A 14,197-nucleotide genomic window follows, 5' to 3' on the forward strand; every position below is an offset into this window, starting at 1 on the left:
TTTAAACAAACTGCTTTTCTCTTTTTTGGCTTAGCCAGAAGAGAGAAGCTGCGGCAATCACCAGCCATGGTATTAAAGCCATATTCATTGCTTTCCAGCCAAATAAATCCAGTAAAGCACCTGCACTAAACGAACAAATCAAACTGACAACAAAAACGGTCATATCGTTAATAGCTTGGGCTTTGGCTTTTTCAGCCACAGAATAAGTTCCTGTGAGTAAAGAAGTACTGCCAATAAATAAAAAGTTCCATCCCACACCTAATAAAATTAAAGAAATAGCAAAAGATGTGAACTGAATACCTGAGAGAGCAAATCCGATATAGCAGGCAAATAATAAAAGACCTGCAAACATGATTTTAAGCACACCAAATCGAGCGATTAAATGTCCAGTAAAGAATGAAGGCAGAAACATACCAAGCACATGTAGCTGAATGACTGTCGTAATTGACCCAAGTTCATGGTGTGAATGTCGCATAGCAATTGGTGTGGCAGTCATACCTAAAATCATGATGCCATAACCTGTTATTGCGCCAAATAAAGCAACTAAATAGGTAGGTTGAAAGACAATCTGTTGCCACGGACGACCAGCAGTAAAGTTGGATTTCTGCTCAACTATATCGGCAATATGTAGGTTAGATAAAATGCCCATTGCCACAAGTGAGATGATACTAATAATTAAAAATGAACCGATATATTCTAAATGCTGGAATAAAGGTCCGCCGAAGCGTGCTAAAGTTGGGCCAATCAGTGCTGCAACAATTCCACCTGCCATTACCCAAGAAATAGCGCGTGAGCGGAACGCATCATTTGCCACTTCACTGGCAGCAAAACGGTAAAACTGAGCAAAGGATTGATAGGCCCCGACACATAGCGTACCCAAAGCCAGAAGCATGAGTGAACTATAAAAAATGCCGATTGATGCAATAATGCCACCGAGCACACCTAAAAAAGCGCCAAATAGAAAACCGTTACGTCGTCCTACACGTGCCATGAGCATTGATGCAGGGAACATCATTAAAGCCGTACCCAAAAACATAGAGGCGATAGGCAGCGTTGCAAGTGTTGGGGTATTTGCAATATTTGCCCCAGCCAAGCCACCGATGGTCATGACCATGACAGAAACGGTTTGGAAAAGTGATTGGGAACTCGCCAAAATTAATACTTGGCGGTGCATGGTGTTTTGAAGCATGAGAGCCTTTAATTATATGTGTTAATTGATGAGTTTGGGTGCTGAGTTTTTATATAGTAAGCAAGTATCAACAGCTCAGCTTGAAAATGTTGAGGTGTTTTTGGTGGCAGGCATAACAATATTTCTTTTTCATAAACTATTTCTTATCAAGTAATTGTAGCTGAATAATCAGGGTTAATATTCTATCATCTGATAATTTGATACAAAACAGTTGCTGTTCCAGTTTTCTAAAAAGTCTATTTATCTAAGACATTTAATGTGCCTATTCCCTCAAATTCTTTTTCAGCCACCTTAAAATAGATCATTAACCTGAAGTTAATAACTAAAGAAGTAGGTTGATTGATCGGAAGCCCATAAAGCGTTTTTATAGATTCAGAACAAAACTGCGATCTATAGGTAAGTACATGGAAGGATCAGTTCAGAATAAAGAACGGTTATGGACAAAGCGGCGTCATGCCAAACAACTAAAACTAGAGATGGCAAACCAATATACCGATGGTGTGGTAATCCCAACTCAGGACATTATTAAAGTTTTAGAAACCTTAATTACACCGGGTGACAAAGTTGTACTCGAAGGGAATAACCAAAAGCAGGCTGATTTTTTATCGCGCTCTTTGGCTCAAACCAATCCGGATATTTTGCATGATTTGCATATGATCATGCCAAGCGTAGGGCGTTCAGAACATCTTGATCTGTTTGAAAAAGGCATTGCGCGTAAGCTCGATTTTTCTTTTGCTGGCCCACAAAGTTTGCGTATTAGTCAGTTAATTGAAGATGGTTTACTAGAGATTGGTGCGATTCATACCTATATCGAACTATATTCGCGTTTGGTAGTCGACCTCATTCCAAATGTGGTGCTCTCAGCGGGCTTTATGGCAGACCGTCAAGGCAATATCTATACAGGCCCAAGTACCGAAGATTCTCCAGCACTTATTGAACCTGCTGCTTTTAGTGACGGTATCGTGATTGTTCAGGTCAATGAACTGGTCGATGACGTCTCAGAGTTACCCCGTGTCGATATTCCTGCTTCTTGGGTTGATTATGTGGTGGTGGCGGATCAGCCATTTTATATCGAACCGTTATTTACTCGTGACCCGAAACACATTAAGCCAGTGCATGTGCTTATGGCCATGATGGCAATTCGCGGAATTTATGAAAAGCATAATGTGCAATCGTTAAACCATGGTATTGGTTTTAACACTGCGGCAATTGAACTGATTTTACCGACCTATGGTGAGTCTTTAGGTTTAAAAGGAAAAATCTGCCGAAACTGGACACTAAATCCGCATCCAACCTTAATTCCAGCGATTGAAACAGGTTGGGTTGAAAGCGTGCATTGTTTTGGTACCGAACTCGGTATGGAAAAATATGTTGCTGCTCGTCCCGATGTTTTCTTTACAGGTCGTGATGGCGCTTTACGTTCCAACCGCATGATGTGTCAGCTCGCAGGTCAGTACGCCGTTGATCTATTTATTGGTGCAACTTTGCAAGTTGATGGCATGGGGCATTCTTCGACCGTTACCAAAGGGCGTTTAGCTGGTTTTGGTGGAGCGCCAAACATGGGACATGATCCGCGTGGACGTCGTCATGATACGCCAGCATGGTTAGATATGCGTTTGCAAGGTGCTAATGAAACAGATACCTATTTGGCACGTGGTAAAAAACTCGTTGTACAAATGGTGGAAACCTTTCAAGAGGGGGGCAAGCCAACTTTTGTAGATCGTCTCGATGCGATTGATGTTGCTAAAACGGCAGGTTTGCCTTTAGCCCCGATCATGATTTATGGCGATGATGTGACTCATTTACTGACCGAAGAAGGCATTGCTTATCTATATAAAGCAAGCAGCCAAGAAGAGCGCCAAGCCATGATTGCTGCGGTGGCAGGTGTGACCAGTATTGGTTTAACTCAAGACCCAAAAACAACAGCACGTTTAAGAAGTGAAGGTCTGGTGGTATTCCCTGAAGATTTAGGTATTCGCCGTACCGATGCCACACGTGAACTTTTAGCAGCGAAAAATATTGCCGACTTGGTGACATGGTCAGATGGCTTATATCAACCACCTGCAAAATTCAGGAGTTGGTAATGATGGCACAAGTTCAATATCAAACGCTCAGCGATAGTCAGCTTTTGGCAGATATGGCAGTCGAAGCGTTAATTGATGAAGTTAATCTGACACCGAAACCAGCTTTGGTCGATCGCCGTGGCAGTGGTGCACACAATGACCTGACTTTGGAGTTAATGGAGCGCTCTGCGAAAAGTTTAGGGCCTATGTTTGATGCGATGGCGCAAGCTGCAAAGCATCATGGAAAAGTCTGTTTAGCTTTGCGTGAAGACATTGGAGAAATCGGTCGCCAAGGTGAAAAGACCATGATGTTGGCGACAAATGGTGTCAATACACATCGCGGTGCAATTTGGGCCTTGGGTTTAATGGTTACCGCAGCAGCATTAGCGCGCAGTAATCAGCAATATTTATCGGCTGTTGAGCTATGCCAGTTAGCAGGCCAGATTGCTCAGCTTGAAGATCGCTTTATTCCAAAGCAGGCTTTGAGTCATGGTCAGCAAGTACAAAAGAAATTAGGCATCTTAGGTGCCAAAGAACAGGCACAACAAGGCTTTCCAACTATTGTGAATTTTGGGTTAAAGCAACTTTATCAAAGTCGTAGTAAACCCATGAAAGAAGAGTTCGCCCGCTTAGATGCCTTACTTGCCATGATGACAGATTTGACCGATACCTGTGTGCTTTATCGATCTGGAACATCTGGTTTAAAGCATATGCAACAAGGTGCTCAGCAAGTATTGGATTTGGGTGGCAGTTCAAGCTTAGAAGGTCGACGTGCTTTGCATCTTTTAGAGATTGATCTGCTTCGGATGAAGGCGTCTGCTGGTGGTGCCGCAGATTTGTTGGCAGCAACCTTGTTTATAGATCGTGTTGAGCAGTCATCTGTGAAAAATAAAAAGGGATTTTGATTATGGAAACACTTCATTTTGAATTTGTGGCCACAGAGCCACCTGTAAAAAAAGCACTGGTAGGATGTGTAGGCTCTGGCGATTTAGAAATTTTGATGGAACCCGGTGAAAAGGGAAAGACCTCTATTCAGGTAGTGACTTCGGTAGATGGCAGTGCAGCACGTTGGCACAATCTTTTTGAACGGATTTTTACTGCTCAAATACCGCCAGCGGTCAATATTGATATTCATGACTTTGGTGCAACTCCCGGTGTCGTTCGCTTACGTCTGGAACAAGCATTGGAGGAGATTGCTCATGACTGATATTCAAAGCTTGTTAAATAAACAAGATTTTATTGAGCTGAGTGCGAGAGAGCGTGCTAAAGCATTATTAGATGAAGGGACTTTTCGAGAGTTATTGGACCCGTTTGCCCGTGTTATGTCGCCTTGGTTGGTTCAGCAAAATATTGTGCCGCAAGCCGATGATGGTGTAGTGATTGCAAAGGGAACTATTCAAGAACAGCCAGTAGTTTTAATTTCTATTGAAGGCTTATTTCAAGGTGGAAGTTTAGGTGAGGTAGGTGGTGCCAAAATTGCAGGAGCCTTAGAACTTGCGGTTGAAGACAATCTGAAAGGCATTCCAACAGCTGCAATTTTATTGTTGGAAACGGGTGGCGTTCGCTTACAAGAAGCAAATCTGGGTTTGGCTGCAATTGCTGAAATTCAGGCTGCAATTGTGAACTTACGGCAGTATCAACCCGTAATTGCTGTGGTCGCAGGCAGTGTAGGGTGCTTCGGCGGTATGTCAATTGCAGCTGGACTATGTAGCTATATTGTAATGACACAAGAAGGACGTTTAGGTTTAAATGGCCCACAAGTGATAGAACAAGAAGCTGGTGTACAAGAATATAACGCCAAAGATCGTCCATTTATATGGAGTATTACGGGTGGTAATCAGCGCTTCACTAGTGGTTTGGTAGATGCTTATGTAGACGATGATCGCCAGAAAATTCGTCAGCAAGTCATTGATTATTTAACTCAAGGTGTGCCTCAGCAGCATCGTAGTTCAAATTACTCATTCTATTTAGAAAAGCTACAACAAGTTGATACTGCTGAGCAGATTACCCCAGCACAAGTTCAAGCTTTGTATCAAGGAGAGCAAACATGAATATCGCCGTTGATACATTAAAAGCATCTACTCGTGGTGCACATTGGTTTAAAGCACTTACGCAGGGTTTTAAGACAGTTGAAGGTTTTCCAGCTTCGATTTGGGTGGCTGATGGTCAGATTGATCAGCAAGTGGTGCGCGTGATTGCCGTTGTTCAAGACAGCAATAATCTGTTCCCACGGGCAAAACAAGGAGAAGTTGGATTATTAGAAGGCTGGAGTTTGGCAAAAGTAGTCGATGATGTGATCCAAGCCGATGCACAGGCTGAAACTAAACGCGCTATTTTATGTCTGGTTGATGTGCCAAGTCAGGCCTATGGGCGTCGTGAAGAATTACTGGGCATTCATCAAGCTTTAGCGGGTGCAGTAGATAGCTATGCTAGAGCCAGATTGGCAGGTCATCCAATTGTGAGTTTATTGGTTGGTAAGTCGATGTCTGGTGCTTTCTTGGCGCATGGATACCAAGCCAATCGTATTATTGCCTTAAAAGATTCAGGTGTTATGGTGCATGCAATGGGTAAGGAATCTGCTGCACGCGTTACCTTACGGTCGGTTGATGAGTTAGAGCAATTGGCCTCAAGCATTCCACCAATGGCTTATGACATTGAAAGTTATGCCACGCTTGGTTTGTTATCTGAACTGTTATCTGTTGAAAACCCTGAACAACCGACAAACGATGATCTTTTGTTAGCGAAACAGGCAATTGCTCAAGCGTTTAAAGAAATTAATGCTGAGCAATCGAGAGGACTGGAACAAAGACTGCATGGCCAAAACCGTCAAATGTCTAAAAAGGTCCGTGAATTATTGCGTGAGCAATGGTTATGAAACTTAAGCTCGAAGCCCATGATTTGTTGTGGGGTATGACGGTCGATTGCTTGGCTGATGATGCTCCGCATTGGGTGAGAGAGGTATTGCAACGTGGTGATCCTGTTGTGGTTCGACGGGCAATTACTCCTGTAGATCAGGTGGCTGTGGGTGTAAGAGGACAACTTCGCTATCAACGATATGCAGCTCAAATGCCAAGATCTTTAATTAGCAGACAGCTTAAGCCAGAAGCGCTGACTCGCGTAGATACGCAACAGTTTGAGCACTTGGCAGAACGTTTACAGAGCATTTCCAGCATTATGAAAAACTTTTCAGAATGTTGGGGATATACAGGAAGTTTCGGCTTTGAACTAGCAACGGGAATTGAAACAGTAACCGAGCAAAGTGACATAGATTTGTTGATTCGAGCTGAACAGCCTTTTGCCAAAAAGCAGGCGGTTGAGCTACTCGAAAATTTTCAGCAAGCAGGGCTGAATGTGGATATACAGCTTCAACTTCCACAAGGCGGTTTGGCATTAAAAGAATGGGCAAGGAATAGCAGAAAAGTTCTATTAAAACGTCCTGATGGTGCTGTTTTATTAGAAAACCCATGGAATTAGGGAATAGATATCATGGCTTCAATTTGGGTATATCCGGGACAAGGTGTGCAACGAAGCAATATGCTGCACGACTTAGCTCAAACAGCTCTAGCTAAAGAATACCTTGAGCGTGCATCGGATGCACTCAAAGAAGATGTCCTGATGTTAGATAGTCCGGCTGCATTGCAATCGACACGTTCAGTACAGCTTTGCTTACTGATTTCAGGTGTGGTGAGTTCAGCCTTATTAACAGCGGAAAACTTAACACCAGATTATGTAGCAGGTTTATCAATTGGTGCATGGTCGGCTGCGGTTGTAGCGGGAGTTTTAGCCTTTGAGGATGCCGTTCGTTTGGTTGCCTACAGAGGTGAACTCATGCAAAACGCTTACCCCACTGGATATGGCATGACAGCTCTGATTGGTACAGACCGTGCAACTGTTGAAACATGGGTCAAACAGATTTATGAAATAAAGCCAGAGGTGTTTGTCGCAAATATTAATGCACATAACCAGATCGTTATTTCAGGAAGTTTTGAAGCCATGAACCAAGTTGCTGTTTTAGCAAAGCAACAAGGCGTGGTGGCAAAAAAATTAGATGTATCGGTGCCATCGCACTGTGAATTATTAAGTCAGCAAGCAAAGCAACTTGCAGCGTCTATGGAGGGAATGACTTTAAAGCAGCCTAAAATACGTTATTTAAGTGGTACAACGGCTCGTACGCTTAGCAGGCCAGAACAGATTGGTGATGACTTGGCTTTTAATATGAGTCGAACTGTAGATTGGGAAAGTACCATCCAAGCTGCATGGGAGCGAGGTGTGAGGTTACAGATCGAAGCTTTGCCGGGAACGGTGCTTACTACACTTGCACGTCGAACATTTAAAGAAGGAACAGTATTGTCATTTCAGGGAACACGTTTAGACAGCATTCAATTGGCAATGCAAAAAGAACAGGCAAATAGTTTTTCTTTTTGAGTCAGATTTTACAAAAGCATAAATGATCCAAGGATATGAGGGATTGTCATGATTATATATGGAGTTGGTTTACTCGCACTTTGCACCTTGGTTGGTGTAATTGCTGGTGATCTATTAGGCGTTTTATTGGGTGTAAAGTCCAATGTTGGTGGCGTGGGTATCGCCATGATTTTACTCATTTGTATACGGTTATGGATGGAAAAACGTGGAATGATGACAGTTGAAACTGAAAAAGGAGTTTCATTCTGGGGCACCATGTATATCCCGGTTGTTGTTGCTATGGCAGCCCAACAAAATGTAGTGGCAGCATTATCGAGTGGCCATATGGCACTCTTTGCGGCTGTAGTCTCAGTTGCAGTTTGTACGCTCACTATTGCTGGTCTAAGTCGATATAACAAAGCCAGCCCTTTACCTAAAGAAGAAGAGGACACAGCCTTAAACCGAATCGGAGGTAAAGTTCATGGTTGAATTATTATTAAAAGACTTAACACATTTAGGTTTAATTACAGCTTTTGCTTTAATTGCCTTAATTATGTGGTTGTCGACCAAGCTCTCTAAATATTTAACCAATGGACGTGTGCATGCTTCAGCAATTGCGATTGTAATTGGTTTGATTTTGGCATGGTTTGGCGGAAAAATGACAGGTGGTGAAAAAGGCTTGACCGACCTTGCACTTTTTACAGGTGTAGGACTCATGGGCGGTGCAATGCTTCGTGACTTTACTATTGTAGCCACAGCATTTGAAGTACAAGCGACTGAGGCCAAAAAAGCTGGATTTATTGGTGCCTTCTCTTTATTTCTTGGGACCATTTTGCCATTTATTGTCGGTTGTATGTTTGCGTGGATTTTTGGCTATCGCGATGCTGTAAGTATTACCACAATTGGCGCAGGTGCAGTGACTTACATTGTTGGGCCTGTTACGGGTGCGGCCATTGGTGCGAGCTCTGAGGTCATGGCGTTATCAATTGCAACGGGCTTGGTGAAAGCAATCTGTGTAATGGTCTCAACACCACTCACTGCGAAATTTATGGGATTAGACAATCCACGTTCTGCGATGATTTTTGGTGGTTTGGCAGGAACGGTAAGTGGTGTGTCAGCTGGTTTAGCTGCTACAGACCGCCGTTTAGTGCCTTACGGTGCACTTACAGCAACTTTTCACACGGGCCTTGGCTGTTTAATGGGTCCAACTATTCTGTTCTTTGCGGTTAAAGCTTTGGTGGGTTAATACGTATTTTATAATCAGGCAAAAGAGCTGTTGTTATTCGCAGCAGCTTCTATCTTTTAAAGTTAGATGCAAACATACGACATTCAGCAATCAGAGCAAGTAAGTTTGGGTCGCGTTCTTTACTTTTTAAAAAGACCAGACCAATTTCTTGTTGCATGTGGTATTGCTGTTTTAGAGGAATAAGTTTTACCGAACTTTCATAAACCGCAGAAATACGGCCAGGTAATAGTGCGAAACCTACACCTGAGCTAACCATACTAATTAAGGTAAAAATATCATTGACCTGCAAAGCAACTTTAGGTGAAAAACCGGCTTTTTTAAAAATGATGTCGCTGTCGTTATGAGTTGCAAAACCCTTGGTTAAAGTTAAAAAAGTTTCTTCTTTTAAAAGGCTTAAATCAATATCTTTAAACTCAGCATATTTTGAATCTTTATTGACTGCCAGAAAGATATCGTCTGAAAACATCGGCAAAATTTCAAAGTCATCATCTTGAGTGGTTTCATTTAAAGCTACAATGATTGCATCCAGCTCAGTTGCTTTGAGCTTTTTCACTAAATCCTGATTTGAACTCAGCAACAGTTGAATATCAAGCTCACTACGTCTGAGTTTGAGACCGCTAATCACATTTGGAATTGTATTTACCGTCAAAGAATAAAGAGACCCTAAATGTAAAACCTTGGCTGCAAAGCCAGCGGCTTCTCTGGTTTTATTTACGGTGATAAAAATGTCTTGTACGATTTTTTGCGCCCGTTCTTCAAATACATAAGCACTTTTTAAAGGAATGAGGTTACGGCCTTCATTTTTAAAAAGAGGACAACGTAAAGCGCTTTCTAAAGAGTGTAGTGCTTTATGAACACTGACATTACTCAGTTGCATTTCTGCCGCGGTTTTAGACAAGTTGCCACAGCGCATAAAGGCCAAAAAAATCTGTATTTTTTTAAGAGTCAGTTCTTCATCTATTTCCATATTAACATCCAGATATTCTTACCCTTAAAATCGCGCTTTAAGATGAAACTATCATAAATTAAATACTTTAAAATTGTGCTTAGGTCGAAGCATCACTTTACAGGCTTGCTTCGACCCTTTGTTGAATAGTTTTGATGACTTGATCTAAAGCAGCTTGAATTTTTTCGTTCCACTCAAAAGAACAATTGATTCTTAAATAATGTTGCTGTGCGGGTAAGACACTAAAGAGTGGGCTTGGCGCAACACCAATATCTTGTTGGATGAGTTCTTCATAAATTTGCATGCTATCGAGTTTATGAGGCAATTTAACCCATAGAAAATAACCGCTTGGGTAATAATAAATCTCGCAGATCGCGGGCAGATGTTGCTTCAAATAGTGGTAAAACTGCTTTTTATAACGTTCAAGTGAAAGTCTAAGTGTGCGCAAATGCTTTTCATAATGATGATGAGACAAGAACTCAACCAAGGCATTTTGGATGAGTGCATTCACTGAAATAGTACTCATGAGCTGCAAGTGTTGGATATGGTCCGAAAATTTACCCGCATAGACCCAACCTACCCGAAAACCTGCCCCTAAAGTTTTAGAAAATGAAGAGCAGTGCAGTACCAGATTTTGTTGGTCAAAGTACTTCATCGAAAGTGGTTTTTGCCCGCCATAATAAAGCTCTTCATAGACATCATCTTCAATTAAGTAAATTTGGTGTTCATGAAGCAGTTTGGCAATTTTATATTTAATCTCATCACTGACCGTAAACCCAATCGGATTATGGCTATTTAACATGAGCCAACATACTTTAATTGGATATGTATGAATAACCTGCTCAAAAGCCTCTAGGTCAAAACCATGTTGTGGATGTTCGGGAATGGTAATGACCTTAAGCCCTAAACGTTCAGCAGCCTGCCAAGCACCGTAAAACACGGTTTGTTGCAATAGAATATAGTCACCCGGTTTGGCTACTGCTTGTAAAGAAAGATTGAGTGCATCTAATCCTCCAGATGTAATGACAATGTCATCTGGATCGGTCTGTATGCCTTGCATACAGTAGCGCTGAGCAATTAGTTTTCTTAACGCTAAATTACCGGGAGGTAGGCTTGCTGTCTGGTCATAGCTTTGCCTTTGCCGTGCAAGTTGCCCCATAATTTGAATAAGTTTGGAAGCAGCTAAAAGTTGACTATCAGGAAAAGCTGAACCAAAAGGCACAACAGACTCATGTTGAATCGATTTAAGATATTTAAAAACTAAAGAATTAATTTCAATTTTAGAATTAAGTGAAACGATCGAATATTGTTCCAGTGGCTTTAGTGCAATTTGCTCGGCAACAAAATAGCCAGACTTTTCCTTTGAATAGATCAGACCTTGTGATTCAAGCTCCTGATAAGCATTCATCACAGTCATTAAACTAAAACCAGAACGTTGGACCTGATCTCTTAATGAAGGTAATTTCTCATGTGCATTTAGAGTGCCGCTTTCAATAAGTTGGCGAATGCTATGGGCGAGTTGTTCTGATTTATACATGTATGGGCTGCACGAAATAACAAAATAAAAGATGCACTGAACCAATAATAAATGCCGCTTGCAGAATCTACAAACGGCATTTGTTTATAAGGATGGTTTTACTTTAAGTAAGGGGCAGCATAAATCAATATCACTTTAAACAAACCCGCAATCACAGCTAAGGCTAAAAAACCACCAAGCCATAACAGAATAAACCATTGGGTTTGACTGAGTTTAACTGACGACTTTTTCATAACACCCCCGTACCTTAATGATAACCTTCATCACCTACACGAACTTTGTCACGGAATACCCAGTAAGACACAATGGTGTAAGTAATAATGATTGGAATCAAAATAAGCGCACCCACTAAAGCAAACATTTGACTAGAATGAGGCGCTGCCGCTTGCCAAATCGTAACTGATGGTGGAATGATATTTGGCCACAAACTAATCACAAAACCAGTAAAGGCAAGGAAGACTAACGCCAAGGTATATATAAATGGTTTGTGGTCTTGCTGTTTTTTACATGCCGATAAAATCAGGCCAACAAACAATAAGACCAAAATAGGCACTGGACTAAAATAGAACAGATTTGGTAAAGAGAACCAACGATCTGCAATTTCGGGGTGTGTTAACGGCGTATATAAGCTGACGGCACCAAAGATAATGAGCAGTGCGATAATCAGCTTTGGCATAAGCTCATACATACGTTGCTGCAAGCCTTTTTCAGTTTTTAAAATGAGCCAACCACAGCCTAAAGTGGCATACATGGCAACTACACCAATACCTGTGAAAATGGAGAATGCAGTAAGCCAGTCAAAAGGACCACCGGCAAAAATACCGTTTTCGGTTTTAATCCCTTGAATATAGGCCCCTAAAATAATCCCTTGGAGGAAGCTCGTTAAAACCGAACCCCAAATAAAAGCTAAGTCCCAAAGATGTTTGGTCCGATGAGCTTTAAAACGGAATTCAAAAGCAACCCCACGGAAAATCAAGGCAATCACCATGAAAATAATAGGCAAGTAGAGCGCAGATAAAACCGTTGAATAGACCAGCGGGAAGGCTGCATACAGACCAGCACCCCCAAGTACCATCCAGGTTTCATTACCATCCCAGACAGGAGCGACGGTATTCATCATCACGTCACGTTCTTGGCTATTCTTAATGAATGGGAACATAATCCCGATTCCTAAGTCAAAGCCATCCATGACCACGTAAATTAAAACACCTAAACCGATAATACCGACCCATATTAAAGAAAGATCAATCATGACGGTTCTCCCCAGAGTTTTGTTTGCTGTCAATATTTTCATCAACTGCACTAAGTGGACGCATCGGTGTTTTAAAGTGTCCTACGCCGCCTGCTTCCATATTTGGCGTGTCGATAAATACAGGGCCTTTATTAATGAGTTTTAAGGTGTAGTAAATTCCACTACCAAAAACGATGGTATACACCACCACAAAAATAAAGAGACTTAGACCCACCTGATCTGCCGAAACAGTATGCGATAAACCATCTTTGGTTCGCATAATGCCATATACCACCCAAGGTTGACGGCCTACTTCGGTAGTAATCCACCCAGCCAGCATTGCCACATAACCTGCAGGCCCCATCACTACAGCAAATTTATGAAACCATGATGTTTCATAGAGTTTTCCTCTTTTACGTAACCAAAGAGCAATGAGTGATAAGGTGACCATAAGGACGCCAAGACCCACCATGACACGGAAACTCCAGAAAATAATGGTCGAGTTTGGACGGTCTTCAGGTGCGAATTCTTTTAAGCCAGTCACTTGCCCATCTAAACTGTGAGTCAAAATTAAGCTACCCAAATATGGAACGCCCACTTCAAAGTGATTTCGTTCTTCTTTCATATCCGGAATGGCAAATAACAGTAGTGGCATAGGCTCGTTATGATTGGTTTCCCAGTGGCCTTCCATAGCAGCAAGTTTGGCAGGTTGATGCTCACGAGTATTTAAACCGTGGTTATCGCCAATCACCACTTGTAAACAAGAAGTCACAAGCACCATCCAAAGACCCATCGAGAATGATTTTTTCACCAATTCATCACGACGGCCCTTTACCAAGTGCCATGCAGATGTTCCCACTACCAATAAAGATGAAACCAAGAAGGCAGCAGCACCCATATGTGCAAAGCGGTAAGGGAAGGACGGGTTGAAGACAATAGCTAGCCAGTCTTTTGGCACAATAATGCCATTTTCGATGGCAAAACCTTGCGGCGTTTGCATCCAGCTATTGGAAGATAGAATCCAGAACATGGAAATACATGTTCCGATGGCAACCATAAGCGTTGCAAAGAAATGGGCTCTAGGACCAACACGGCCCCAACCAAACAGCATGATTCCTAAGAAACCCGCTTCTAAGAAGAAGGCACTCAAGACTTCATAGGTAAGTAAAGGACCAGTAATGCTTCCTGCTACTCGTGAAAACTCACTCCAGTTGGTACCAAACTGGTAACTCATCACGACACCGGAAACAACTCCCATACCAAACGCAACGGCAAAGATCTTAATCCAGTATTTAAATAGATCTTTATAGATAGGGTTTTGCGTTCTTAACCATTTCCATTCCAAAACTGCCAAAAAACAGGCAAGTCCAATAGAAGTGGCCGGAAAAATAATATGGAAGGATACTGTAAAAGCAAATTGTATTCGTGCTAATTCTAAAGCGGTTAGACCGAGGCTCATAAACTTTCCCCCTGTGAACTAGCTGATGATGATTAAATGATTTAAATACTTAATTTCAGGCAAAAAAGTACTTTGGCAATTAGGCTTACTTCTGTGATAAATGTTCTTAGCAAGTAAAGTGC

Annotated in this window: 15 protein-coding genes; 9 read left to right on the forward strand and 6 right to left on the reverse strand. The window is 41.9% G+C overall.

The window, feature by feature from the left end; all coding sequences use genetic code 11:
* Position 1: 1 nt before the first annotated feature.
* Positions 2-1,189: an MFS transporter gene (locus EG365_RS15955; protein ID WP_000941182.1), complete on the reverse strand. Its 1,188-nt coding sequence runs from the start codon at positions 1,187-1,189 to the stop codon at positions 2-4.
* Between the two features lie 404 nt (positions 1,190-1,593).
* Between EG365_RS15955 and mdcA the strand changes: the two genes are divergently transcribed.
* The 9 genes from mdcA to madM are packed head-to-tail and all read left to right on the forward strand — an operon-like array spanning position 1,594 to position 8,902.
* Positions 1,594-3,273: a malonate decarboxylase subunit alpha gene (gene mdcA / locus EG365_RS15960; RefSeq protein WP_000399243.1), complete on the forward strand. Its 1,680-nt coding sequence runs from the start codon at positions 1,594-1,596 to the stop codon at positions 3,271-3,273.
* Complete coding sequence (locus tag EG365_RS15965) at positions 3,273-4,157, forward strand: triphosphoribosyl-dephospho-CoA synthase (RefSeq protein ID WP_000968300.1); 885 nt, start codon at positions 3,273-3,275, stop codon at positions 4,155-4,157. The genes mdcA and EG365_RS15965 overlap by 1 nt, the downstream gene beginning before the upstream one ends.
* A gap of 2 nt (positions 4,158-4,159) precedes the next feature.
* Positions 4,160-4,459, forward strand: a complete 300-nt coding sequence (locus EG365_RS15970) for a malonate decarboxylase subunit delta (RefSeq protein WP_000448953.1) — start codon at positions 4,160-4,162, stop codon at positions 4,457-4,459.
* On the forward strand, positions 4,452-5,303 hold the full coding sequence (locus tag EG365_RS15975) for a biotin-independent malonate decarboxylase subunit beta (RefSeq protein ID WP_000129859.1): 852 nt from the start codon (positions 4,452-4,454) through the stop codon (positions 5,301-5,303). The genes EG365_RS15970 and EG365_RS15975 overlap by 8 nt, the downstream gene beginning before the upstream one ends.
* Positions 5,300-6,127: a biotin-independent malonate decarboxylase subunit gamma gene (gene mdcE / locus EG365_RS15980; RefSeq protein ID WP_001017580.1), complete on the forward strand. Its 828-nt coding sequence runs from the start codon at positions 5,300-5,302 to the stop codon at positions 6,125-6,127. The genes EG365_RS15975 and mdcE overlap by 4 nt, the downstream gene beginning before the upstream one ends.
* On the forward strand, positions 6,118-6,726 hold the full coding sequence (locus tag EG365_RS15985; protein ID WP_000245150.1) for a malonate decarboxylase holo-ACP synthase: 609 nt from the start codon (positions 6,118-6,120) through the stop codon (positions 6,724-6,726). Before mdcE ends, EG365_RS15985 begins: the two co-directional genes overlap by 10 nt.
* Positions 6,727-6,738: 12 nt before the next feature.
* A complete protein-coding gene (mdcH, locus tag EG365_RS15990) occupies positions 6,739-7,677 on the forward strand; it encodes a malonate decarboxylase subunit epsilon (protein ID WP_000146913.1) in 939 nt (312 codons plus the stop codon).
* A gap of 48 nt (positions 7,678-7,725) precedes the next feature.
* On the forward strand, positions 7,726-8,145 hold the full coding sequence (madL, locus tag EG365_RS15995; protein ID WP_000587906.1) for a malonate transporter subunit MadL: 420 nt from the start codon (positions 7,726-7,728) through the stop codon (positions 8,143-8,145).
* On the forward strand, positions 8,138-8,902 hold the full coding sequence (gene madM / locus EG365_RS16000; RefSeq protein WP_000229914.1) for a malonate transporter subunit MadM: 765 nt from the start codon (positions 8,138-8,140) through the stop codon (positions 8,900-8,902). Before madL ends, madM begins: the two co-directional genes overlap by 8 nt.
* A gap of 49 nt (positions 8,903-8,951) precedes the next feature.
* On the opposite strand, the gene EG365_RS16005 is transcribed toward madM, so the two are convergent.
* The 5 genes from EG365_RS16005 to EG365_RS16025 form a co-directional block, all read right to left on the reverse strand.
* Positions 8,952-9,869, reverse strand: coding sequence for a LysR family transcriptional regulator (locus EG365_RS16005; protein ID WP_000401807.1), 918 nt, complete (start codon positions 9,867-9,869; stop codon positions 8,952-8,954).
* A gap of 97 nt (positions 9,870-9,966) precedes the next feature.
* Complete coding sequence (locus EG365_RS16010; protein WP_000278269.1) at positions 9,967-11,385, reverse strand: PLP-dependent aminotransferase family protein; 1,419 nt, start codon at positions 11,383-11,385, stop codon at positions 9,967-9,969.
* Between the two features lie 98 nt (positions 11,386-11,483).
* On the reverse strand, positions 11,484-11,618 hold the full coding sequence (locus EG365_RS16015; protein ID WP_000749814.1) for a hypothetical protein: 135 nt from the start codon (positions 11,616-11,618) through the stop codon (positions 11,484-11,486).
* Positions 11,619-11,632: 14 nt separating this feature from the next.
* Positions 11,633-12,637, reverse strand: coding sequence for a cytochrome d ubiquinol oxidase subunit II (cydB, locus tag EG365_RS16020; RefSeq protein WP_000566431.1), 1,005 nt, complete (start codon positions 12,635-12,637; stop codon positions 11,633-11,635).
* On the reverse strand, positions 12,630-14,075 hold the full coding sequence (locus EG365_RS16025) for a cytochrome ubiquinol oxidase subunit I (protein WP_000052002.1): 1,446 nt from the start codon (positions 14,073-14,075) through the stop codon (positions 12,630-12,632). The genes cydB and EG365_RS16025 overlap by 8 nt, the downstream gene beginning before the upstream one ends.
* Between the last annotated feature and the right edge of the window lie 122 nt (positions 14,076-14,197).

It is taken from the genome of Acinetobacter sp. FDAARGOS_494, from assembly GCF_003812225.1.
Classification (GTDB): domain Bacteria; phylum Pseudomonadota; class Gammaproteobacteria; order Pseudomonadales; family Moraxellaceae; genus Acinetobacter; species Acinetobacter baumannii.

Excerpts from the sequence above, each read along its gene's own strand:
- EG365_RS15965 (WP_000968300.1), top strand. The coding sequence starts at position 3,273 with ATGATGGCACAAGTTCAATATCAAACGCTCAGCGATAGTCAGCTTTTG.
- EG365_RS16025 (WP_000052002.1), bottom strand. The coding sequence starts at position 14,075 with ATGAGCCTCGGTCTAACCGCTTTAGAATTAGCACGAATACAATTTGCT.
- madL (WP_000587906.1), top strand. The coding sequence starts at position 7,726 with ATGATTATATATGGAGTTGGTTTACTCGCACTTTGCACCTTGGTTGGT.
- mdcE (WP_001017580.1), top strand. The coding sequence starts at position 5,300 with ATGAATATCGCCGTTGATACATTAAAAGCATCTACTCGTGGTGCACAT.
- mdcA (WP_000399243.1), top strand. The coding sequence starts at position 1,594 with ATGGAAGGATCAGTTCAGAATAAAGAACGGTTATGGACAAAGCGGCGT.
- EG365_RS16015 (WP_000749814.1), bottom strand. The coding sequence starts at position 11,618 with ATGAAAAAGTCGTCAGTTAAACTCAGTCAAACCCAATGGTTTATTCTG.
- EG365_RS16010 (WP_000278269.1), bottom strand. The coding sequence starts at position 11,385 with ATGTATAAATCAGAACAACTCGCCCATAGCATTCGCCAACTTATTGAA.
- EG365_RS15975 (WP_000129859.1), top strand. The coding sequence starts at position 4,452 with ATGACTGATATTCAAAGCTTGTTAAATAAACAAGATTTTATTGAGCTG.
- mdcH (WP_000146913.1), top strand. The coding sequence starts at position 6,739 with ATGGCTTCAATTTGGGTATATCCGGGACAAGGTGTGCAACGAAGCAAT.
- madM (WP_000229914.1), top strand. The coding sequence starts at position 8,138 with ATGGTTGAATTATTATTAAAAGACTTAACACATTTAGGTTTAATTACA.
- EG365_RS15955 (WP_000941182.1), bottom strand. The coding sequence starts at position 1,189 with ATGCTTCAAAACACCATGCACCGCCAAGTATTAATTTTGGCGAGTTCC.
- EG365_RS15970 (WP_000448953.1), top strand. The coding sequence starts at position 4,160 with ATGGAAACACTTCATTTTGAATTTGTGGCCACAGAGCCACCTGTAAAA.
- EG365_RS15985 (WP_000245150.1), top strand. The coding sequence starts at position 6,118 with ATGGTTATGAAACTTAAGCTCGAAGCCCATGATTTGTTGTGGGGTATG.
- cydB (WP_000566431.1), bottom strand. The coding sequence starts at position 12,637 with ATGATTGATCTTTCTTTAATATGGGTCGGTATTATCGGTTTAGGTGTT.
- EG365_RS16005 (WP_000401807.1), bottom strand. The coding sequence starts at position 9,869 with ATGGAAATAGATGAAGAACTGACTCTTAAAAAAATACAGATTTTTTTG.